The sequence below is a fragment of the Rhodococcus coprophilus NBRC 100603 genome, assembly GCF_001895045.1.
GTDB classification, from domain to species: Bacteria; Actinomycetota; Actinomycetes; order Mycobacteriales; family Mycobacteriaceae; genus Rhodococcus; species Rhodococcus coprophilus.
In genome coordinates this window covers 71093-92079 of record NZ_BDAM01000002.1, presented here as the reverse complement: position 1 = coordinate 92079, position 20987 = coordinate 71093, and the positions used below count along the sequence as shown (strand labels likewise).

Below are 20987 nucleotides of genomic sequence, written 5' to 3'. Positions count from 1 at the left end.
AGTGGTAGGAGTCGAGCATGGGTCTCGAAGAGAAGGTGCCGAGCGGTTTTCTGCTGAGCACGGTGGAAGCTCTCGCGGGATTCGCACGCAAGGGCTCGCTGTGGCCGGCGTCCTTCGGTCTCGCGTGCTGCGCGATCGAGATGATGTCGACCGCCGGAGGACGCTACGACCTCGCCCGATTCGGCATGGAAGCGTTCCGCGCCTCTCCCCGGCAGGCAGATGTCATGATCGTCGCCGGACGGGTCAGTCAGAAGATGGCGCCGGCGTTGCGGCAGGTGTACGACCAGATGGTCGAACCCAAGTGGGTGCTGGCGATGGGGGTGTGCGCCTCCTCCGGCGGCATGTTCAACAACTACGCGATCGTCCAGGGCGTCGACCACGTGGTGCCCGTCGACATCTACCTGCCGGGATGCCCTCCGCGCCCCGAAATGCTGATCAACGCGATCCTCGCGCTGCACGAGAAGATCGCGCGAATGCCCTTGGGTGCCAACCGGGAAGAAGCCGTGCGCGCTGCCGAAGAGGCGGCCCTGTCCGCGCGGCCGCTCATCGAACTGACGGTGCCGCGCCGATGACCACCGACCACGACCCCGAGAACACCGGCCGCGAACAGATCGACGTCCGGCGCGGCATGTTCGGTGCCCGCGGCAGCGGCGACACCTCCGGATACGGGCGTCTCGTACGACGCATCAGCCTCCCCGGCAGTTCGCCGCGCCCGTACGGAAGCTGTTTCGACGACCTCGCCGACGCACTCGAAGATGCCCTCGGCGCTTCCTCAGGGGCAGGGTTCGCCGAGGCAGTCGAGAAGATCGTCGTCTTCCGCGACGAGATGACGATCCACGTGCGCCGGCAGCACCTGCCACGCGTCGCACTCGAACTACGCAACCATCCCGCCCTGCGTTTCGAACTGTGCCTGGGCGTGAGCGGGGTGCACTATCCCGAAGAGACCGGGCGGGAACTGCACGCCGTCTATGCACTCATGTCCATCACTCACAATCTGAGACTCCGGCTCGAAGTCGCCGCCCCCGAGACGGATCCGCACATCCCTTCGCTCTACGACATCTATCCGACGAACGATTGGCACGAGCGCGAAACCTACGACTTCTTCGGGATCTGCTTCGACGGTCATCCCGCCTTGACCCGCATCGAGATGCCCGACGATTGGCGGGGCCATCCCCAGCGCAAGGACTATCCCCTCGGCGGAATCCCCGTGGAGTACAAGGGCGCCACCATCGCGCCTCCGGACGAACGGAGGGCCTACAGCTGATGAGCGACCACACAACGACTTCCGGCTCCGCACGCGAGGAAACCATCCTCACCACCTCGGGTCAGGACTGGGACGAGGTCGTCACCGCCGCCGCTGCGGCCGGCGAAGACCACATCGTGGTGAACATGGGTCCCCAGCACCCCTCCACACACGGCGTCCTCCGACTCGTCCTGGAGATCGACGGCGAAACCGTCACCGAAGCCCGGTGCAGCATCGGCTACCTGCACACCGGGATCGAGAAGAACCTCGAATACCGCAACTGGACCCAGGGCGTCACCTTCGTCACCCGAATGGACTACCTCGCGCCGTTCTTCAACGAAGCGGCGTATTGCCTGGGCGTCGAGAAACTGCTCGACATCACCCACCTCGTTCCCGAGCGCGCGAACGTGATCCGGGTGCTCCTCATGGAACTCAACCGGATCTCCTCGCACCTGGTGGCGCTCGCCACCGGCGGCATGGAACTCGGCGCCACCACGCCGATGCTGTTCGGATTCCGTGAGCGCGAACTGATCCTCGACGTCTTCGAAGCCATCACCGGCCTGCGGATGAACCACGCCTACATCCGGCCCGGGGGGCTGGTACAGGACCTCCCATCCGATGCGATCCCCCGGATTCGCGACCTGCTGGCGATCCTCCCGTCCCGCATCCGCGACATGGAAATGCTGCTCGACGACAATCCGATCTTCATCTCGCGGACCCGGGGCATCGGATACCTCGACCTCACCGGGTGCATGGCGCTCGGCGTCACCGGACCCATCCTGCGCTCGACCGGGCTTCCCCACGACCTGCGCAAAGCGCAACCGTACTGCGGATACGAAAACTACGAATTCGACGTCCCCACCGACTCGGGGAGCGACTGCTACGGCAGATACCGCATCCGCATCGCGGAGATGAAGGAGTCACTGAAGATCGTCGAACAGTGCCTCGACCGGCTCCGTCCCGGCCCGGTGATGGTGGAGGACAAGAAGATTGCCTGGCCCTCCCAGCTCACCAGCGGCAGCGACGGCCTCGGCAATTCACCGGAGCACATCCGCCGGATCATGGGCACCTCCATGGAGGGACTGATCCACCACTTCAAGCTCGTCACCGAAGGACTACGCGTGCCCGCCGGGCAGGTGTACGTCTCGGTCGAATCGCCGCGCGGCGAACTGGGGGTACACATGGTCAGCGACGGCGGCACCCGGCCCTACCGGGTGCACTATCGCGATCCGTCCTTCACCAATCTCCAAGCGGTCGCGGCGATGTGCGAAGGCGGCATGGTCTCCGACGTCATCGCCTCGCTCGCGAGCATCGATCCGGTCATGGGCGGAGTGGACCGATGAGCACCGGATACGTACGAGGCGAAGACACCACCGAACCCACCGAACGCCCGGCACCGGTCTTCCTGCCGCTGGGGCCACGACCCGACGAAGACGCCGCGCTCGTTCGCCCGGGCGCGCGGCGCAGCTATCCCGAGGATGTGCGCGCCCGGCTCGACTCGGACGCCGCCGAGATCGTCGGACGTTACCCGCACGCCCGCTCCGCTCTTCTTCCTCTGCTGCACCTCGTCCAGGCCGAGGACAGCTACATCACCCCAGCCGGAATCGACTTCTGCGCCGAGCAACTCGGCTTGACGGGCGCCGAGGTCGCCGCGGTCGCCACCTTCTACGGAATGTACCGCCGCAAGCCCACAGGGACCTACCACGTCGGGGTGTGCACGAACGCCCTGTGTGCCGTGATGGGCGGCGACGAAATCTTCGAGACTGTGCGGGAGCATCTCGGCGTCGCCAACGGCGAGACCACGCCGGACGGCACGGTGACCCTCGAACACATCGAGTGCAACGCAGCCTGCGATTTCGCGCCGGTGATGACCGTCAACTGGGAACTGTTCGACAACCGGACCGTCGAATCCGCAGTCGCACTCGTCGACGGTCTCCGCGCCGGGAAACCTCCGCTCCCCACCCGGGGCGCGCCACTGACCAGCTTCCGCGACACATCGCGGTTGCTTGCCGGATTCCCCGACGAACGCGCCGACGCGCTCCCCGCGGGCGGCAGCGCCGGAGAGGCTTCGTTGGCCGGGCTGCGCGTCGCGCGGGCCAAAGACATGACCGCGCCGCCGGCGCCCGGTGCCGACGACGGGGACCTCGGCAACGTCGGGACCGCACTGACGCCCGTGCTCACCGGCTACTGGGACGAAGACCGGGCGTGGACGCTCGACACCTACCGGCGTCATCACGGATACGAGGCACTGCCGATCGCGCTGGGCATGGACCCCGACGACGTGGTGTCGGCGGTCAAGGACGCAGGTCTGCGCGGCCGCGGCGGAGCGGGATTCTCCACCGGCACCAAGTGGTCGTTCATTCCGCAGGGCGACGACAAGCCGCACTATCTCGTCGTCAACGCCGACGAATCCGAGCCCGGCACCTGCAAGGACATCCCGTTCATGTTCGCAACCCCGCACGCGCTGATCGAGGGCGCGATCATCGCGGCCTATGCGATCCGCGCGCGGCACGCGTTCGTCTACCTGCGCGGTGAGGCTGTCCCCGTACTGAGACGGATGCAGGCCGCCGTTGCCGAGGCATACGACGCCGGATACCTCGGACGCGACATCCTCGGCTCCGGCTACGACCTCGATCTCGTCGTGCACGCCGGTGCCGGTGCCTACATCTGCGGGGAGGAGACGGCGCTGCTCGACTCGCTCGAAGGCCGTCGAGGGCAACCACGGCTGCGGCCGCCGTTCCCCGCGGTCGCGGGACTGTATGCGTGCCCGACCGTGGTCAACAACGTCGAGTCCATTGCGAACGTGCCGCCGATCATCCGCAACGGAGTCGAGTGGTACCGGTCCATGGGGACCGAGAAGTCGCCGGGGTTCGCGCTGTTCTCCCTCTCCGGGCACGTCACCACGCCGGGCCAGTACGAGGCGCCCCTCGGCATCACCCTGCGGGAACTGCTCGACCACGCGGGCGGCGTACGCGAAGGCCACAAGCTCAAGTTCTGGACCCCGGGCGGTTCGTCCACACCGATCCTCACCGACGAACACCTCGACACCCCGCTCGACTACGAAAGCGTCGCCGCCGCCGGATCGATGCTGGGTACGCGCGCTCTGCAGATCTTCGACGAGACCACGTGCGTCGTGCGCACGGTACTGCGCTGGAGCGAGTTCTACGCGCACGAGTCGTGCGGGAAATGCACGCCCTGCCGCGAAGGGACGTGGTGGCTCGTGCAGATCCTCGACCGGCTCGAGACGGGCCGCGGCACCGAGGAAGACCTCGCCACCCTGCTCGACATCTCCGACAACATCCTCGGCCGGGCGTTCTGCGCTCTCGGCGACGGTGCAACGAGCCCGATCACCTCGTCGATCGCCTACTTCCGCGACGAATACCGCGCACACGTGGAACAGGGTCGCTGCCCCTTCGATCCGCACAGCGCCACGCTCGGCGCCGGCGCAGCACGCGAGGAGACTCGATGACCACAGCTCCGGGAACGGATCCCGCCGGCGCCGCGCCGACGGACGACCAAGTGACCGTCACCATCGACGACATCGAAATTCGGGTTGCCAAAGGCACATTGGTGATCCGTGCCGCAGAACTCGTCGGCGTGCAGATCCCTCGTTTCTGCGACCACCCGCTGCTCGATCCCGTCGGAGCGTGCCGTCAGTGCCTCGTGGACGTCGAAGGGCAGCGCAAACCCCTGGCGTCGTGCACCACCGTCGTCACCGACGGAATGGTCGTCCGTACCCAGGCCACCTCACCCGTCGCGGACAAGGCGCAGCGCGGAGTCATGGAACTGCTGCTCATCAACCACCCGCTCGACTGTCCGGTGTGCGACAAGGGCGGCGAGTGCCCGCTGCAGAACCAGGCTCTGAGCAACGGCCGCGCGGAATCACGCTACGTCGAAGAGAAGCGCACTTTTCCCAAGCCGATCGCGATCTCGTCGCAGGTCCTGCTCGATCGCGAACGTTGCGTCCTGTGTGCGCGCTGCACCCGGTTCTCGGCACAGATTGCCGGCGATCCCCTCGTCGACATGCTCGAACGTGGTGCCCGGCAACAGGTCGGCATCTACCCGGAGGAACCGTTCGAGTCGTATTTCTCTGGAAACACCGTGCAGATCTGCCCGGTCGGCGCGCTCACCGGCGCCACCTACCGATTCCGGGCGAGGCCGTTCGATCTCGTGTCCAGTCCGAGCGTGTGCGAACACTGCGCCAGTGGGTGTGCGCAGCGCACCGACCATCGTCGCGGTGTGGTGCTCCGCCGCCTCGCCGGCGACGACCCGGAGGTCAACGAGGAATGGAATTGCGACAAGGGCCGGTGGGCGTTCACCTACGCCACCGAACCCGACCGGCTCACCGGCCCACTCGTGCGCGACGACTCGGGTGAACTCGTCCCCGCGTCGTGGCCGATGGCGCTGGCCGTGGCGGCGCGCGGTCTGACGGCCGCGCGCGGGTCGGCCGGGGTACTGGCAGGCGGGCGACTCACCCGAGAGGACGCGTACGCGTACGCGAAGTTCGCCCGAGTATCGCTCGCTACCAACGACATCGACTTCCGGGCTCGTGACCACTCGGCGGAGGAAACACAGTTCCTGACCACTCGTGTCGCCGCGCGAGGAATCGGCGTGACCTACCGCGACCTGGAACGAGCACCGGTGGTTCTGCTGGTGGGCTTCGAACCCGAAGAGGAATCGCCGATCGTGTTCCTCCGGTTGCACAAAGCCGTCCGGAGCGGGAAGACCGCGGTGTGGACGATGGCGCCGTATGCAGGCGCGGGCGCCACGAAACTCGGCGCCCGCCTACTCGAATGCGTACCCGGTCGAGAAGCCGAACTGCTCGATGCGTTGCGCGAAGGAGACCCGTCGGGCATCGACGCTCTGCGCCGCGCCGGAGCGGTCATCGTCGTCGGAGAGCGTCTCGCTGGTGCGCCGGGCGGGCTCACCGCTGCTACCCGTCTCGCCGACGCCACCGGTGCACGCCTGGCGTGGATCCCCCGCCGCGCCGGCGAACGAGGGGCCCTCGATGCGGGCGCCTTCCCGACGCTGCTTCCGGGTGGCCGTTCCGTCACCGACGCGGATGCGCGACGTGAGGTCGCGGCGGCGTGGAACCTGGACTCCGGGGACGCGCTCCCCGAGGCCCCGGGTCGCGACACCGCCACGATCCTCGAGGCGGCTGCGGCAGGAAACCTCGGCGCTCTCGTCGTCGCCGGCGTCGAACTCGCCGACCTACCCGACCCCGACGCGGCGCGGGCCGCACTCGCGGCGGCGCCCTTCGTCGTCAGTCTCGAGGTGCGGCGCAGCGAGGTCACCGATCTCGCCGACGTCGTGTTTCCCGTCGCGCCGGTGGCCGAGAAGTCCGGCACGTTCGTCGACTGGGAGGGTCGGCCACGTCCGTTCGCAGCAGCCCTGCGCGACTCCGATGCGATGCCCGACCGGCGTGTTCTGCACGCGATCGCCGATGCCATGGACGTCGATCTCGGTGCGTCCGAAACAGATTCGGCGCGAACGGAACTCAAGCGTCTCGGAGAGTGGCCGGTACCGGCGGCGCCCCTTCCCGACGTCGCCGCCACCGACCGACGACGACCGGTTCTCGGCGAAGCGGTTCTCGCGACCTGGCGCATGCTGCTCGACGCGGGACGGCTACAGGACGGGGAGCCCAACCTCGCCGGGACGGCGCGAGCACCGGTCGTGCGACTGTCCGCGTCGACGGCTGCCGAGATCGGCGCCCGGGGTGGCGAGCCGGTCACGGTCTTCACCGACCGCGGCGAGATCACGTTGCCCCTCGTCGTGGATGCGCTTCCCGAACGGGTGGTGTGGCTTCCGACGGCGTCGCGGGGCGCGGGCGTCCACGAACACCTCGCGGTGACTGCCGGCGCCGTGGTCGGCATCCGTGCCGCCCAGCCGGAAACGGAGGTACCGCAATGACGGTGACGGTCTCCGGCGCAGTGGTGGTTCCGACAGCACGTGAAGTCGACCTGTCGATGTTCGGGATCGACCCGTGGTGGCTCGTGATCGCCAAGGCCCTACTGATCTTCGCGTTCCTGGTGCTCACCACGCTCGTGTTGATCCTCGTCGAACGCAAGATCATGGCGTGGATGCAGATGCGGGTCGGGCCGGACCGGGTCGGGCCGAAAGGGCTGCTGCAAACCGTCGCGGACGGCATCAAGCTCGGCCTGAAGGAAGGAATCACGCCCAGCGGCGTGGACAAACCGCTCTATCTGCTGGCGCCGGTGATCGCGACCGCCCCCGCGCTGATGGCATTCGCCGTCATCCCGTTCGGGCCCGTGGTCTCGGTGTTCGGGGAGCGCACACCGCTGCAACTGACGGACCTGCCCGTCGCGGTGCTCTACATCCTCGCCGTCACCTCGATCGGGGTCTACGGCATCGTGCTCGCAGGGTGGGCGTCGGGATCGACGTACCCGCTGCTCGGTGGGCTGCGCTCGACGGCCCAGGTCATTTCGTACGAGATCGCGATGGGCCTGTGCTTCGCGGCGGTGTTCCTGTTGGCAGGCACCATGTCGACATCCGGGATCGTCGCCGAGCAGACGGGAATCTGGTACGCACTGCTCCTGCTCCCGGCCTTCCTCATCTACTGCGTGTCGATGGTCGGTGAGACCAACAGAGCACCGTTCGATCTCCCGGAGGCCGAAGGCGAACTCGTCGGCGGGTTCCACACGGAGTACTCGTCGCTGCGGTTCGCGATGTTCATGCTCGCCGAGTACGTCAACATGATCACCGTGTCCGCGCTGGCCACGACGTTGTTCCTCGGCGGCTGGCGTGCCCCGTGGCCGCTGAGCATCTGGGACGGAGCCAACAGCGGATGGTGGCCGTTGCTGTGGTTCGTCGTGAAGATCTGGCTGGTGCTGTTCGTCTTCGTGTGGCTGCGGGCCACCCTCCCGAGGTTGCGGTACGACCAGTTCATGGCCCTGGGATGGAAGGTGCTCATCCCGATCGCCGTGGTGTGGGTCATGATCGTGGCGGTCATCGTCCTGCTCGCCGACGAGGGACGACTCCCTGCCACCGCGTCGCTCGTCATCGCCGGACTCGTGGTCTCGGCGATCTCACTCGGCTACCTCGGATATCGATGGCGTCGCACCGCAGAGCCGCGTGGCGACCCGGATACCGGCACACCCGAGGCGGAGGGCCGGCACGATCCGCTCGCGGGAGGATTCCCGGTGCCGCCGTTGCCCGGCCGACAGCACGAAAGTGTGCAGGCCGTAAAGCAGGAGGAGAGCAATGTCTGAATTCCTCGGCCCACTCGCGGGTTTCGGCGTGACCTTCTCGACGATGTTCAAGAAGCCCAACACCGAGTTCTACCCGGAGGAGAAGAATCCGACCGCGGAGCGCTTCCACGGCCGGCACCAACTCAACCGGTATGCGGACGGCCTCGAGAAATGCATCGGGTGCGAACTGTGCGCGTGGGCGTGCCCGGCAGACGCGATCTACGTCGAGGGCGCCGACAACACCGAGGACGAACGATTCTCGCCCGGTGAACGATTCGGACGTGTCTACCAGATCAACTACCTTCGCTGTATCGGCTGCGGGCTGTGCATCGAAGCATGTCCGACCCGCGCCCTGACGATGACGAACGACTACGAGATGGTCGACGACAATCGCACCGACCTCATCTACGACAAGGGCCGACTCCTCGCGCCGCTGGAAGAGGGCATGCGGCCCCCACCGCATCCGATGGCGCCGGGGACCACCGCCGACGACTACTACACCGGCACCGTCTCGCCGGCCGACGCCGCCGATCCGGCGGCACCGACCGACGGACAACCGTCATGAATTCGACGGGAACTGTGCTGCTCGCCCAGGAACTCACCCAGACCTCGACCGGCGAAGAAGTGCAGTTCTGGATCCTCGCCACCGTTGCGGTGGTCGGCGCCCTCGGAGTGGTCGGGGCAGCCAAGGCTGTGTACTCGGCGGTCTTCCTCGCTATGACCATGGTCGTCCTCGCCGTCCTGTACATCGCCCAGGGAGCGTTGTTCCTCGGTGTCGTACAGATCGTCGTGTACACCGGCGCCGTCATGATGTTGTTCCTGTTCGTGCTCATGCTCGTGGGCATCGACTCGTCCGACTCGCTCGTCGAAACATTGCGTGCACAAAGAGTTCTCGCCGTAGCCGTGGGAGTCGGATTCGGAGTGCTGCTGATCGCCGGCCTCGGAAACGCAGCGATGAGGGGGTTCGTCGGCTTCGATGCCGCCGACGCGTCCGGCAACGTCGAAGAACTGGCCGTCCTGCTGTTCCTGGACTACGTGTGGGCATTCGAACTGACCGGTGCTCTGCTGATCACCGCGACTCTCGGAGCCATGGTGCTCGCGCACCGGGAACGGCTCCGTCCGCGGCGCACTCAGCGGGAACTCTCCGAGGAGCGGTTCCGGACGGGCGGCCGGGTGACACCGCTTCCCGGACCCGGTGTCTACGCGCGCCACAACGCGGCCGACGTGCCCGCTCTGCTTCCCGACGGTTCGTTCGCGGAGAACTCCGTCGGTCCGCTGCTACGTCGCATCGGACGAAACTGGGGGCACGATGATCTCGGCGTCTCCGGCCCTGCGGACGAAGGCCTCGGTGGCGAGAAGAACGCCGGAGACGGCCGTGGCGAGGGGGAGACGCGATGAACCCCGAGAACTATCTGTACCTCTCGGCGTTGCTGTTCACGATCGGCGCATCCGGAGTGCTGTTGCGACGCAACGCGATCGTGGTGTTCATGTGTATCGAACTCATGCTGAACGCAGCGAACCTGGCGTTCGTCACGTTCGCCAGGATGCACGGCAATCTCCATGGCCAGGTCTTCGCATTCTTCACGATGGTGGTCGCTGCGGCCGAGGTGGTGGTGGGTCTCGCGATCATCGTCACGATCTTCCGGACCCGCCGTTCCGCCTCGGTCGACAACGCCGATCTGCTCAGGTACTGACGGTCGCCCCCAAAGGACGGTGAGAGTGACGAACCACGACGCGCCGAGAGGAGACACGACATGACTTCGTTTCCTTCCTCGGCACTCTGGTTGATTCCTGCTATTCCCCTGCTGGGGGCTGTGGTGCTGCTCCTCGCGGGGCGGCGCAGCGACCGCTGGGGTCACCTGCTGGGATGCGGCACCGCGCTCGTGTCGTTCGTGCTCGGCGCCGCGGTGTTCGCCGAGATGCTCGGTGCGGACGCCGACGCACGCAGCGCCCGGCAGACCCTCTTCGAGTGGGTGTCCGTCGGGCAACTCCAAGTCGACATGGGTCTGCGGATCGACCAGTTGTCGGTGTGTTTCGTGTTGCTCATCACCGGGGTGGGGACGCTGATCCACTTCTACTCCGTCGGGTACATGGCTCACGATCCCGCGCGGCGGAAGTTCTTCGCCTACCTCAACCTGTTTCTCGCGGCGATGCTGGTGCTCGTTCTCGCCGACAACTTCCTCGTCCTGTACCTCGGCTGGGAGGGTGTCGGCCTCGCGTCGTATCTGCTCATCGGGTTCTGGCAGTACAAGCCGTCCGCCGCGACCGCCGCGAAGAAGGCGTTCGTGGTCAACCGCGTGGGCGACATGGGACTTCTCGTCGCACTCATGATCATGTTCGCCACCTTCGGCACCCTCGAATACGACGCCGTGTTCGCGGCCGTCCCCGATGCGAGCGAAGGGGTCGCCACCGCACTGGGCTTGACGTTGTTGCTTGCCGCCTGTGCGAAATCGGCACAGCTGCCGCTGCAATCGTGGCTCGGCGACGCGATGGAAGGCCCGACCCCGGTCTCCGCGCTCATCCACGCGGCAACGATGGTGACCGCCGGTGTCTACCTCATCGTCCGAGCGAACGCGATCTTCGAGGCCGCGCCCGCCGCCCGGCTGGTGGTGGTGCTCGTCGGGGCCGCGACGCTCTTGTTCGGCGCGATCATCGGCTGCGCGAAGGACGACATCAAGAAGGCACTCGCCGCTTCCACGATGAGCCAGATCGGATACATGGTGCTCGCCGCCGGGCTGGGGCCGGCCGGATGCGTCTTCGCGATCCTGCATCTGCTCACCCACGGGTTCTTCAAGGCCGGATTGTTCCTCGGAGCCGGCTCGGTGATGCACGCGATGAACGATGAGACCGACATGCGGCGATTCGGTGGGCTGCGTGCGGTCATGCCCGTCACCTTCGTCACGTTCGGCCTCGGCTATCTCGCGATCATCGGAGTTCCACCGTTCTCCGGCTTTTTCTCCAAGGACAAGATCATCGAAGTCGCGTTCGCCGAGGGCGGTTGGCTCGGAGCGGTACTCGGAATCGCGGCGCTGCTCGGCGCGGGATTGACCGCCTTCTATATGAGCCGCGTGATGATCATGACGTTCTTCGGGGAACGACGCTGGGAGGCAAGTGTCGACCCCCACGAGGCGCCACGGATCATGACGTGGCCGATGATCGTGCTCGCCGTCGGCTCGGTGGGTGCAGGCGGCGCGCTGGTGGCGGGCGGCAACCTCGAACACTGGCTCGAACCTGTAGTCGGGGAGGCGCCCCACGGTGGTGGGTTGCCGGTGTGGCTCGTCACGGTTCTCACCCTCGCGGTGGTCGCAGCCGGCGTCTATGCGGCGTACCGGCAGTACGCGACGAGGCCGGTGGCCGAGTCCGCGCCCGCCGACGTGTCGTCGTTCACGACCGCCGCTCGCCGCGACCTCTACGGCGACACCGTGAACGAAGCGGTCTTCATGCGGCCGGGCCGGGTGGCGGTCGACGGACTCGAGCAGGTCGAGAGCCGCGGGATCGACGGATCGGTCACCGGAACGGCAGCGGCCGTGAGGGGTTTGTCCCGCGGACTACGACTGCTGCAGACCGGATTCGTCCGTTCGTACGCCCTCTACATGTTCGCCGGCGCGACGATCATCGTCGGCGCCCTGATGCTGGTGAGAATGTGATGGGGGTGAGCCGCTCGTGACCACCGTGCCCTGGCTGACGATCCTGTGGGTCCTCCCGCTGATCGGCGCAGCGCTCGTCTTCGCTCTGCCCGCCCGGATGTCCTCCGCCGCAAGAGTGCTCGGACTCGGAACGGCAGTAGCCGTGCTGCTCGTCGGCATCTTCCTGGCCGTCGGATTCTCCCCGAACGGCGAGAGGTACCAGTACGTCGAATCTCAGCCGTGGATACCGTCTTTCGGGTCCGCGTATCGCCTCGGCATCGACGGCATCGCGCTCGTGCTCATCCTGCTCACCGTGGTCCTGGTACCGCTGCTGATGCTGGCGGGGTGGCACGACGGCCGTGCCGCCGACCACCCCGAGGCCACCGATCGCGATGCGGGGGGCAGCGTGGCGGAGCCGTCACGCCCCCGCGCAGCGCACACCTACGTCGCGTTGATGCTGGTCGTCGAGGCGATGGTGCTCGTCTCGTTCAGCACGCTCGACGTCCTGCTCTTCTATGTGTTCTTCGAGGCCATGCTCATCCCGATGTACTTCCTCATCGCGGGTTTCGGAGGCCGGGGAAGCGACCGCGCCGCACGGTCGCGCGCGGCCGTGAAGTTCCTGCTCTACAACCTGCTCGGCGGCCTCGTCATGCTCGCCGCGATGGTCGGTCTCTACGTGGTGACCGCAAAGGCGGAACTGGGAAGCGAGCCGGGACTGGGCACCTTCGACCTCCGGGTGATCAGCGACGCCGCTGCGGCAGGAGAACTCGGTGCCGCGCCCGCGGTGCTCAACGCTCTGTTCCTCGGCTTCATGTTCGCGTTCGCGGTCAAGGCGCCGTTGTGGCCACTGCACGGATGGCTGCCCGACGCCGCGGTGCAGACCACACCGGTCGCCGCGGTGCTCATGATGGCGGTGGTCGACAAGGTCGGTACGTTCGGGATGCTGCGGTACTGCCTGCAGTTGTTCCCCGAGGCCTCGGTGTATTTCGCGCCGCTGGTGGTCACGCTCGCGGTCATCGGGATCGTGTACGGCGCGATGCTCGCCATCGGGCAGACGGACCTCATGCGCTTGATCGCCTACACCTCGATCTCGCACTTCGGGTTCATCGTTCTCGGTATCTTCGCGATGACCGCCCAGGGCCAGACCGGGTCGACGCTGTACATGGTCAACCACGGTATCTCGACCGCAGCGTTGTTCCTCATTGCCGGATTCCTGGTGTCGCGCAGAGGCTCTCGTGCGATCGCCGCGTACGGAGGGGTGCAGAAGGTTGCACCGGTCCTGGCCGGAACGTTCCTCGTCGCCGGTCTCGCGACCCTCTCGCTCCCGGGTCTGGCCCCGTTCGTGAGCGAGTTCCTCGTCTTCGTCGGCACCTATCCCCGCTATCAGGCTGCCGCCGTGATCGCGACCCTGGCGCTGGTCCTCTCGGCGCTCTACATCCTGTGGCTCTATCAGCGCATGATGGGCGGTCCGGTCCGCACCGACCCCACCGAGGTGCACGGCTCCGCGTTGACCGACCTGCTGCCGCGTGAATTGTTGGTGGTGGCACCGCTGATCGCGTTGCTCCTGTTCCTCGGCCTCTACCCACAGCCGATGCTCGACGCGATCACGCCGGCCGTCGACGCAACGCTGGTCTCCGTCGACCTGGTTCAGCCGGAACCGACAGTTCCGGCGGAAAGCCCGGTGGCCGAACCTGGTTCGGACAGCGGTATCGAGGAAGGGGCCCACGAGTGACATCTCTCGACGGCGGAGCCGTACTCGCACAGTCGTTGCCGGCGCCCGACATCGACTACGGCATGCTCATGCCGATGCTCGTCGTGTTCGGGGCTGCGGTCGTCGGAGTGCTCGTCGAGGCGTTCGTTCCGTCCCGCGCGCGGTACGCGGCACACCTGGCTCTCAGCTTCGGGGGACTGACCCTCGCGTTGGTCGCGGTGGTGGTCAAACGCACCCGGGGACTGACGGCAGGTGGGGCGGTCGTGATCGACGGCGCGACGCTGTTCTTGCAGGCATCCATTCTGGTGGTAGCGCTGTTGTCCGTTGCGCTCATCGCCGAGCGCAGCGTCGCCACCACCGCTCCGGACCCGGCTCGGGCCCCGGCCGTGGTGTACACCGACGCCTTCGCACCGCAGGCTGCTGCGCTACCCGGCAGCGCCGCCGAGCGAGAAGCGACCGAGGCGGGTGTCACCCGGACCGAGGTATTTCCGCTGGCGTTGTTCGCGGTCGGCGGGATGATGCTGTTTCCGGCGGCAGGTGACCTGCTCACCATGTTCGTCGCGCTCGAAGTCCTGTCGCTCCCGCTGTACCTGCTCTGCGGACTCGCCCGCCGACGCAGGCTGATCTCCCAGGAAGCGGCGCTGAAATACTTTCTGCTCGGCGCCTTCTCGTCCGCGTTCTTCGTCTACGGGATCGCGCTTCTGTACGGATACGCGGGCACGGTGCAACTGGCTGGGATCGCTGATGCGGTCGCGGCCGGAACGGGAGACGAGACGATAGCCCTGATCGGCGTCGGTCTGTTGTCTGTCGGCCTGTTGTTCAAAATCGGTGCGGTGCCGTTTCATTCGTGGACCCCGGACGTCTATCAGGGTGCGCCCACACCGATAACCGCCTTCATGGCAGCGGCGACGAAGATTGCGGCATTCGGTGCGTTGATGCGGGTGCTGTACGTCGCGGTGCCGGGTCTGCGCGACGACTGGCGGCCCATCCTGTGGGCGGTGGCGATCGCGACGATGCTCCTGGGAGCGGTGCTGGCGGTGACCCAGACCGACGTCAAGCGCATGCTCGCGTACTCGGCCGTCAGCCACACAGGTTTCGTGCTCACGGGTGTCGTGGCCACGAATGCCGTGGGGGTGGCGTCCACCCTGTTCTATCTGTTCGCCTACGCCGTGGGTGCAGTCGGTGTCTTCGGTGTCGTCATGCTCGTCCGCGACCCGGACGGGGAGGCCTGGGAGTTGTCGCGGTGGGCCGGTCTCGGCAGGCGGTATCCCGCCCTGGCTGCCGTGTTCGCGCTGTTCCTGCTATCTCTCGCCGGTATTCCGCTCACCAGCGGTTTCATCGCCAAGTTCGCGGTCTTCGGGGCGGCGGTCGCGGGAGATGCGGTGGCGTTGGTGATCGTCGGTGTGCTGGCCAGTGCCATTGCCGCATACTTCTACATCCGGGTGATCGTGTTGATGTTCTTCCGTGATCCGCCCGACGACCCGCCGCAACTCGCGACGACGAGCGCCTACACCGGCGCGGTGGTGGCGTTCGCGGCGGTGACGACCGTGCTGCTCGGCATCATGCCTTCGCCGATGCTGAGCCTCGCCGAACAGGCGGTCGGCTTCCTGCGGTAGCGCATGCCCGGTCGGACGCGGTGCACGCGGTGGAGATCGCGATCACCAGCGGGATGGCCAGTCCAAGAGCGTGCGGGCAGGCGAAGATCGGCGCCGTCAGCGTGCCCACAGCCGTGGCTCGCGGTACCGCCCCGGCACCGCTTGCGGTTCGACGACGTCGTCGAACGCATAGATCAGGTGCTCGGGGAACCACCGCGGATTGGGGTCCGCGGTGGTCGCCACGATCGTCAGCCGTCGCTCGCGTGCCGTCACCGCCGCCTCTGTGAGCAGAGCGCGGGTCCGATGGTCGAGAGCCGCGACGGTGGCTGCGAGGTCGGAGACCAGCAACATTCGTGGCCGCGTCCCGGGCGCCGAAACCAGGTCGGTCACCACGCGAGTCATGTCTTCGGGTGTCGCGGCCGTGCGGGCGGAGCTACTCTGCCCAGGACCCAGTTCGGTCACCCACCGATGCCGCCGGTGCGGATCGAGCACGGTCACGTCGTGGGTCCCTCCCGACAGCACGCTCATCGCCGCGAGGTCGAGGGACACACTCGGCGGGGCGAGTCGCTCGTCGCGTGCGATGAGGAGGTTACGTCCGGCCGACAGATCCCAGGACACGGGCATGCCGGCACCGTCGCGGCCGAAGGGAATCACCGTTCGGGAGGCATGGGTGGCTGTCGTGCACGCGGACGCGCCGAGCGGTGGCCCGTCACCTGGTGTCCGGGGCAGGCGGACGGTGGCAGCGCGAGAGCAGGTCCGGTGCGCGGGAGAAACGACGGGCGGCGTCATGGCGGAAGTCCGTTCCGTGTCGGTGCGGTGTGAAGCATCTCCGATACGGCGCCACCATAGTCCGAACGGCCGACATCTTTCGGTGCCGGCACCGTGGGCGGGACTGCTGCGGTCGCGTTCCTTCCCGGGAGCTCCACGGCCCCGGAACCTCCACGGCCCCGGAACCTTCACGGCCCCGGAACCTCCACGGCGTTGTTGCACTGATCCCGGGGGAGTGCTGTCATCGAACACACGGATCTACGGGAGGGGCAGAGGTGACTGCCGTCGAAGAGTTCGAAGACCTACGTCCGCTGCTCTTCGCCATCGCCTACCGCATCCTCGGGAGCGTCGCCGAGGCCGAGGACGCGGTCCAGGAAACCTGGATGCGATACGACGCATCCGGAACCCGCCCGGACTCGCCTCGCGCGTTCCTGTCCACTGTCGTCACGAGGGTGTCGATCAACGTGCTCGAATCGGCCCGCGTGCGGCGCGAACAATATGTGGGCGAGTGGCTTCCGGAACCGATGCTCGACGAGCCCTACGACGATCCGCAGCGCTCGGCAGAGTTGACGGAATCGGTGTCGATGGCGGCGCTCGTCCTGCTCGAACGACTGACCCCCCTAGAGCGTGCCGTCTTCGTACTGCGCGAAGCATTCGGATTCGGGTTTGCCGAGATCGCCGAGATCGTCGACCGATCGGAGGCGGCGTGCAGGCAGCTTGCGGTGCGCGCACGTCGGCACGTCGATCGAGGCGCGGCCCGATTCGATGCCGATCCACATGCTCACGAACGGCTCACCGCGAGGTTCCTCACGGCGTTTCAGGACGGCGACGTCGGCGGTCTTCGCGACCTGCTGGCCGCCGACGTGCAACTTGTCGCCGACAGCGGCGGCAAGGCGCCGGCGGTGCGCAAGGTTGTAGTGGGTAGCGAGAAGGTGCTTCGTCTGCTCGCCTCGTATATCTCGCCGATGGCACAGGTCGGCATGGTGCTCGAACCCCGAGACATCAACCGGCACCCAGGTCTGATCGTGCGGGACAACAGTGGGGCCATCGTGCAGGTCATGACCTTCGACATCGCCGACGGACGGATCGGGGCGGTCCGGGTCGTGATCAACCCGGACAAGCTCGCTCACCTGGGGCGAGTCGCCGACGTTCGTGCGCTCGCACAACATCTCCGCGACATGCAACGACCGTAGAACGACCGGCTGATCTCCGTAGCCGTGTCACAAACACCGATCCTGTCCTGTCTCCGATGACAAGGGCTCACTCACCCGAGCCACGTAGGGATCGGAGAAACCATGTCACAGCCACGCCCCCGCGTCGTCGTGATCGGCGGCGGATACGCAGGAACTGCCGCAGCCAGTCGTGTGAGCAGGAAGACCGCGGTCACGGTAATCAATCCTCGACCGCACTTCGTCGAACGGACCCGGCTCCACCAGTTCGCCGCCGGAAACCATCATGCTTCCGGCGACTACCGCAAGCTCCTGGGGAAAGGAACCGAACTGCTGGTCGATACCGTCGCCCACATCGAACCCCGCACACGGACCGTCCATCTCGCAACGGGTGGCTCGGTCGGGTACGACTACCTGATCTACGCCGTCGGGAGCGAAGCGACGCGACCGGCCACGGTGCCGGGAGTCGAAGAATTCGCCTTCCCGGTAGCGGAATACGAGCATGCAGAACGCCTTCGGCACGCGCTGAGCACGCTCGACCCCGACTCGGTGGTCACGGTCGTCGGGGCGGGACTCACAGGTCTCGAAACGTCCGGAGAACTCGCCGAACAAGGGCGCCGGGTCCGTCTCGTGTGCAGCGGCGTCATCGGCCCGGTGCTGACCGAGAAAGCACGCCGCGCAACGTACGAACGCCTGTCGAACCTGCGCGTCGAGGTCCTCGAGAATTCGCGTGTCGTCCGGGTCGGCCCGGACGGGCCGGCGCTCGACGACGGCACCGTTCTGCCCAGCGCGGTCACCGTCTGGACCGCCGGGTTCGGGGTCCCCGAACTCGCCCGAGCCAGCGGTTTCAGCACGGACACGGTCGGTCGGATGCTCACCGACGAGACGCTGACGAGCATCGACGACGATCGCGTGATCGCCGCAGGAGATTGCGCGGCGCCCTCGGGAGACCCGCTACGCATGGCATGCCAGTCGGCACTTCCCATGGGACTCACCGCCGCCGGCACGGTTCTCAGCCGAATAGCCGGCGAGGAACCCGCGAGTCTCGACTTCGGATTCAACGGCATCGGTATCAGCCTGGGACGACGATCGGGCGTCGTCCAGTTCCACGAGCGGGACGACACCCCCGAGGATCGGGTGTTCGCCGGCCGGATCGCCCTGTCGCTCAAGGCTCTCGGACTGAAAGCTGCCATGGCGGGCCTTCGCGTGGAGGCGCTGTGTCCTAGCACCGTCGGCTTCCCGAGAGGCGGCCGGCATCCGTCCGGTACCGCGACTCGCACAGGAAGCCCTGATCGCGCCGCGACTTCGAGGAACGCACGATGACTGCCGCTGGAATCGGCACTCCTCCTTGGGAAACGAACGGGTCGCCCTCCTTGGGTACGGAGGGGTTCCCCGCGGTCAGATGACCGCACCGTCGAACAGGACGCCGGATGCGTTTTCGACACTTCCGTCCGCATGTAACGCTGGCGCATAATCCTACGACTGTGATCGTGAGCGCGCGTTGTCGCGGGTTCGGGGGATTCGTCGAATGGGGGAGAACAGACCATGAGAAGCGCCGCAGCAGGATTGTTGGTCGTACTCGGACTTGTGGTTGCAGGATGTGGCGACGGTAGTTCGACGAACGATGGTGCGAATCCCACGACAGCGACGACGACGGTCGCGGCAGGGACTTCCACCAGCACGGCACCGATATCGGCTGCGGCGCAACCGGATCCCGTCGAGCCTGCGGTGCCGACGGAAGCCGGTGACCCTGCGGTGCCGGTCGAGCCACAGCCGCAGCCGAAAGACGCGGATGTGGCGCCCGCTGCCGAAACGAACGATGGGGCCACGGTTGCGCCGCAGGAGCCCGATCCCAACCCGTTCAACTGCGTCGGTGAGATCTGCCCCAACCCCTACACTGATGCGCCGGCGCCCGACCCGAGCGCAGATCCGCGGAATCCACAGATCGTGTGGTGTGGAACCGACAAGTACGTTCACGACCGCGGGGCGACAGTGTGGGATGACGGAACCTGGTCACCGTGGACGCAGCATTGCGCCGACGAGTTCGACGCGGTGAACAATCCACCCAATCCGCCCGGCACGATGGGAGGCGGCGGAGCGGTTGCAGGTCCTTGCCGTCCGGACGAAGAAGGCACCATCACCAACACGCCCGACATGCGAAAGCAGCGGTGCACCGGCGGACAATGGGTGTTCATCCGCTGACCGGAGCGGGTCGGAAGTACAGGCAGAGCGAAAGTGTCGATCAGGAGCGTTTTCAGTTCTGCCGCGGGGCATCAGATCCGGCGCATCACCGAGACCACCTTGCCCAGCACTACCGCGTCGTCACCGTCGATGACCGAATAGGCAGGGTTGCGGGGCTCGAGATATACATGGCCGTTGCGTCGCCTGAAGACCTTCACGGTGGCCTCGCCGTCGATCATCGCGGCGACGATCTGGCCGGAGTGAGCCTCGTCCTGGCGACGGACCACCACGACGTCACCGTCGCAGATCGCTGCGTCGATCATCGACTCCCCACGCACACGGAGACCGAACACCGTGCCGGTGCCCACGAGTTCCCGAGGCAGATCGAGGATCTCGTCGGTGTGCTCTTCGGCGAGAATCGGTGTTCCGGCCGCGATGTCGCCCACCACCGGTACCGACACCCGGTTGTCCGACGAGCGGCCCCCGGAGGCCCCGGGAAGAAACGGCCGCACATCGAGTTGGCGCGCCACAGCGGTACCGCGGCGGAGGAAACCCTGGTCCTCGAGGAGACGAAGATGTTTCGACACCGTCGACGTCGACTTCAGGCCGACCGCGTCGGCGATCTGCCGGGTGCTCGGGGCGCAGCCGTGGGAGGCCACCCAATCCCGGATGGTCACCAGAATTCGTTGCTGGCGAAGCGGGAGGGCGGAGGCGTCGAGGCCGCCGAACATGTCGAGATCGTCGTAACCGGTCACCCGGTGATAGTAGGGGAGTGGCCGCAACCCGAAGCGGCGCCGGTGGCCGCGCATCGATCGACCGGCACCCCGTTCTACCTCAGCTGAAATGGTTCTTGTAGATCTGGCCGTGCACACCGACTGTCCGGTCGACCACCTGCGACACGGTGAAGTCGGCCGCCGCCGAGAGGTACGCGTGGGCGGTTGCGCGGTCAATGCCTGGTCGTTATCGAGGAGGTCGAGGGCATTGACGACAGCGCGCCGCATTGCGGCGTCGAGGTCGCTGCTCTGGCCTCGACCGCACCGTCGGGATCGGACAGGCCGATGGGTATCCAGGATCCGGCAGTTTCCGCGAACGGGTAGCCGTACGCGACACTCGGCGCGTCGCCGGATCCGGGTTTGCACACGGTCGATCGGAAGGTACCGCGCCGCGATCCGGGCCTTCGGGACACTGTCGGCCGCGAGCCTTCTGATCAATGCCCAGTCTTCCAAAGAGTGATCACTCTCCAAGCGTGTTGAGTGTTCACTCTTCAGGCGGCGAAACTGTCCAGTTTTCGAGCGTCGCCGACACACGGGACCACCAGCAATCAAGGCCTCATGAAGCAGCTGGAACCCTCTTCCGATGCACAAACTCGAAAGGTTGTGACACCCTTTCCTTACAGCATCAGCCCTAACCCAAGCTGTTGAGGCGGTCCCGCCCCAGACGGCCGTTGCGCCGTCACCTCGGGGTGTCGCCGGCACCTCGCCAGCCG

17 protein-coding genes and 1 pseudogene are annotated in these 20987 nt (G+C 66.7%); 15 read left to right on the top strand and 3 right to left on the bottom strand.

From position 1 onward, the window contains the following. Window positions 1–17 precede the first annotated feature (17 nt). The 12 genes from RDCOP1_RS04765 to nuoN are packed head-to-tail and all read left to right on the top strand — an operon-like array spanning window position 18 to window position 15404. The gene (locus RDCOP1_RS04765; protein WP_072698981.1) at window positions 18–572 is read left to right on the top strand and encodes a NuoB/complex I 20 kDa subunit family protein; all 555 of its coding nucleotides are present in this window, start codon (window positions 18–20) and stop codon (window positions 570–572) included. Then, window positions 569–1264 carry an NADH-quinone oxidoreductase subunit C gene (locus RDCOP1_RS04760; RefSeq protein ID WP_072698980.1) on the top strand — a complete coding sequence of 232 codons (696 nt, stop codon included), beginning with the start codon at window positions 569–571 and terminating at the stop codon, window positions 1262–1264. Before RDCOP1_RS04765 ends, RDCOP1_RS04760 begins: the two co-directional genes overlap by 4 nt. Beyond that, window positions 1264–2586, top strand: a complete 1323-nt coding sequence (nuoD, locus tag RDCOP1_RS04755; protein ID WP_072698979.1) for an NADH dehydrogenase (quinone) subunit D — start codon at window positions 1264–1266, stop codon at window positions 2584–2586. Before RDCOP1_RS04760 ends, nuoD begins: the two co-directional genes overlap by 1 nt. Then, on the top strand, window positions 2583–4712 hold the full coding sequence (nuoF, locus tag RDCOP1_RS04750; protein WP_072698978.1) for an NADH-quinone oxidoreductase subunit NuoF: 2130 nt from the start codon (window positions 2583–2585) through the stop codon (window positions 4710–4712). Before nuoD ends, nuoF begins: the two co-directional genes overlap by 4 nt. Continuing rightward, complete coding sequence (locus tag RDCOP1_RS04745; protein WP_072698977.1) at window positions 4709–7153, top strand: NADH-quinone oxidoreductase subunit G; 2445 nt, start codon at window positions 4709–4711, stop codon at window positions 7151–7153. Before nuoF ends, RDCOP1_RS04745 begins: the two co-directional genes overlap by 4 nt. After that, window positions 7150–8472, top strand: coding sequence for an NADH-quinone oxidoreductase subunit NuoH (nuoH, locus tag RDCOP1_RS04740; RefSeq protein ID WP_072698976.1), 1323 nt, complete (start codon window positions 7150–7152; stop codon window positions 8470–8472). Before RDCOP1_RS04745 ends, nuoH begins: the two co-directional genes overlap by 4 nt. Further along, entirely contained in the window at window positions 8465–9016 is a 552-nt protein-coding gene (gene nuoI / locus RDCOP1_RS04735; RefSeq protein ID WP_072698975.1) for an NADH-quinone oxidoreductase subunit NuoI, read from the top strand. The genes nuoH and nuoI overlap by 8 nt, the downstream gene beginning before the upstream one ends. After that, entirely contained in the window at window positions 9013–9849 is an 837-nt protein-coding gene (locus tag RDCOP1_RS04730) for an NADH-quinone oxidoreductase subunit J (protein ID WP_072698974.1), read from the top strand. Before nuoI ends, RDCOP1_RS04730 begins: the two co-directional genes overlap by 4 nt. Next, window positions 9846–10145, top strand: coding sequence for an NADH-quinone oxidoreductase subunit NuoK (gene nuoK, locus RDCOP1_RS04725; RefSeq protein WP_072698973.1), 300 nt, complete (start codon window positions 9846–9848; stop codon window positions 10143–10145). The genes RDCOP1_RS04730 and nuoK overlap by 4 nt, the downstream gene beginning before the upstream one ends. 60 nt (window positions 10146–10205) lie before the next feature. Beyond that, a complete protein-coding gene (gene nuoL, locus RDCOP1_RS04720) occupies window positions 10206–12098 on the top strand; it encodes an NADH-quinone oxidoreductase subunit L (protein ID WP_072698972.1) in 1893 nt (630 codons plus the stop codon). 16 nt (window positions 12099–12114) lie between these two features. Continuing rightward, the gene (locus RDCOP1_RS04715) at window positions 12115–13809 is read left to right on the top strand and encodes an NADH-quinone oxidoreductase subunit M (RefSeq protein ID WP_072698971.1); all 1695 of its coding nucleotides are present in this window, start codon (window positions 12115–12117) and stop codon (window positions 13807–13809) included. Next, a complete protein-coding gene (nuoN, locus tag RDCOP1_RS04710; protein WP_072698970.1) occupies window positions 13806–15404 on the top strand; it encodes an NADH-quinone oxidoreductase subunit NuoN in 1599 nt (532 codons plus the stop codon). Before RDCOP1_RS04715 ends, nuoN begins: the two co-directional genes overlap by 4 nt. A gap of 96 nt (window positions 15405–15500) precedes the next feature. Here nuoN and RDCOP1_RS04705 read toward each other — a convergent pair whose 3' ends face one another. Further along, entirely contained in the window at window positions 15501–16007 is a 507-nt protein-coding gene (locus RDCOP1_RS04705; protein ID WP_231922932.1) for a hypothetical protein, read from the bottom strand. 419 nt (window positions 16008–16426) lie between these two features. Between RDCOP1_RS04705 and RDCOP1_RS04700 the strand changes: the two genes are divergently transcribed. From RDCOP1_RS04700 to RDCOP1_RS04690, 3 genes are all read left to right on the top strand, one after another. Next, window positions 16427–17344, top strand: a complete 918-nt coding sequence (locus RDCOP1_RS04700; RefSeq protein WP_072698968.1) for an RNA polymerase sigma-70 factor — start codon at window positions 16427–16429, stop codon at window positions 17342–17344. 102 nt (window positions 17345–17446) lie between these two features. Further along, a complete protein-coding gene (locus tag RDCOP1_RS04695) occupies window positions 17447–18643 on the top strand; it encodes an NAD(P)/FAD-dependent oxidoreductase (protein WP_072698967.1) in 1197 nt (398 codons plus the stop codon). Between the two features lie 222 nt (window positions 18644–18865). Further along, a complete protein-coding gene (locus tag RDCOP1_RS04690; RefSeq protein ID WP_072698966.1) occupies window positions 18866–19522 on the top strand; it encodes a hypothetical protein in 657 nt (218 codons plus the stop codon). A gap of 71 nt (window positions 19523–19593) precedes the next feature. Here the strand turns inward: RDCOP1_RS04690 and lexA are convergent, their stop codons facing one another. Further along, the gene (gene lexA / locus RDCOP1_RS04685; protein WP_072699166.1) at window positions 19594–20256 is read right to left on the bottom strand and encodes a transcriptional repressor LexA; all 663 of its coding nucleotides are present in this window, start codon (window positions 20254–20256) and stop codon (window positions 19594–19596) included. 79 nt (window positions 20257–20335) lie between these two features. Further along, a pseudogene (locus RDCOP1_RS21715) lies at window positions 20336–20672 on the bottom strand (acetamidase/formamidase family protein); the annotation flags it as partial. Window positions 20673–20987 lie beyond the last annotated feature (315 nt).